General features: G+C 41.2%; 1 protein-coding gene. It reads left to right on the forward strand.

Annotated features, from left to right (window positions below; genetic code table 11):
* Positions 1–217: 217 nt before the first annotated feature.
* Entirely contained in the window at positions 218–1,849 is a 1,632-nt protein-coding gene (locus tag ACJMMI_RS07600; RefSeq protein ID WP_405354679.1) for a VapE domain-containing protein, read from the forward strand.
* Positions 1,850–2,010 lie beyond the last annotated feature (161 nt).

Below are 2,010 nucleotides of genomic sequence, written 5' to 3' on the forward strand. Positions count from 1 at the left end.
AAGCATTTTTAAAAACTTTTTTTAAAAAATTTTATAATGCCGTTTTCTGCCGAATTTCACTCGCTTTCTTTGCCCTGTTTAAATTTATTTTCAAAAAAATTAGCGTGATTAGTGCAACTTTTTCGGTTTATTTGCGTATTGGTGCAAATATATTTTGCGTTAATTTTTAAAAGTAATCAAAAAGCAGGCTCAAGGCTTGCAGAAACGGAGGAAAAGTTTGGACGAGATAAATAACAAAATTGTATGCGAACTGCTCAAAGACCCGACAAAGGCTGAGCAAATGGAAAATGCGGTTGCTCTTTTGCAAAGGCATTACGCAAACAGAATTACTGTGCAGGGGCAGGAAAAATTTTCAACGCTTATAGCCGTTTATTGCCTTGCGGAAAAGAATATTATGGCAAGCGTAGTGTTTCAGTTTTTGCAGGAGATTGACGATAAAGAGGCGGTCATAAGCCTTGCAAACAACGAATTTTTCGAACTTGCGGGTATTCAGAAGAAGAAAACCGCATTTAGAGATGAGGTCAAGCGACTTCTTGCTCAGCGAAAAAAGCTTGAAATTCAGGCTCAACATCAGGCAAAGGACGACCTTGACAGCCTGATGGCGAGGGATATGCCGTCCTACTATCAGGCGAATTTAAGCCAGAGCGTGGTGGAGCGAATACTCACCGAGGGGCTTAACATCAGGCTGAGGTTCAACGAGGTTACAAAGAAGATTGAGATTGACGGCGGCGGCAAGCAAACCTTGCTCACAACCTACTCGGAAAACCAGATTTTAACCGCACTGCCTGTGCTGATACTTGACGAATGTAAGGCTTGCAAGGTCAAGGGAATGACGAACAGCTTTAAGCTGATACAGGCTTACCTCAGCAACATTGCTGACATCAACCGCTACAACCCGATACACGATATGCTAAATTTACACAAAAACACCAACGAACAACACCTTGAGAAAATCTTTAAAATACTAAACATCACCCTGCCGTTTGAGCAAATGCTCATCAGGAAGTGGCTCATTCAGACCGTTGCTTTCGCCTTTGCAACGCACACAAATCAGGTTTCAACCGAGGGAATGTTGATTTTGCAGGGTATGCAGGGACTTGCCAAGACAAGCTTTTTCAGGGTGCTTGCCGGCAATCCGCTGTGGTTCAACGAGGGCGTGTGCATTGATGTGTCGAACAAAGACACGCTTTTAAACGCTGTGAGTGCGTGGATTAGCGAGCTGGGCGAAATTGACAGCACATTCAAAAAAGACCAATCCGCACTCAAGGCATTCATCACAAGTCCGCTTGACAGAATACGACTCCCCTATGCTCCGGCTATCTCGGAAATGCCGAGAAGAACGAGCCTTTGCGGTACGGTAAACCCCGAAAAATTTCTAAAGGACGAAACAGGCAACCGCCGTTACTGGATTATCCATATCGATAAAATCGACAAAAAAGCGTTGTTTTCAATGACGCAGGAGGAGGTTTTCAATATGTGGGGCTACATCTACACGCTCTATCTTGAAAACCACAGGGGCTTTTTGCTCACCGACAAGGAGCGAAGGCTTGTGGAGGCACGCAACCTTGAGTATATGATTGAACGCAAATACGAGGCGGAAATCAGGTACATAGTTGATTTTTCAAAGCCTATGGAAAAGTGGGAATGGGTTGAGCCTGTGGAGATTGCCAACCAACTCAAGGGCATTACCGCCGAGCAGGTAGGACGAGTTTTCTCTGCGATTGAAAGAGAGGAACAGGCGGTTTTGAAAAGGCGTAGCGAAACAGGACGAGCTTATTTACTCCCTATTGACCGAAGTAAAATTCCCGATAATTGTTCTAAGAGTGTTAAATTTTATCAAAAAATGTAAGTATGTATGTTTTTTCTTATAAACTATTTTTGAAAAAATAAAAATAAAAAAAATAATTTATATAATAATATATAGTAGTATAATATTACATACATATTAATTTTATTTTTTTATTTTTTATTTTTATTTAAAGTTTGCGGAAAAAAACATACATACTGTCA

Source organism: Ruminococcus sp., from assembly GCF_045129435.1.
GTDB lineage: Bacteria > Bacillota > Clostridia > Oscillospirales > Acutalibacteraceae > Ruminococcoides.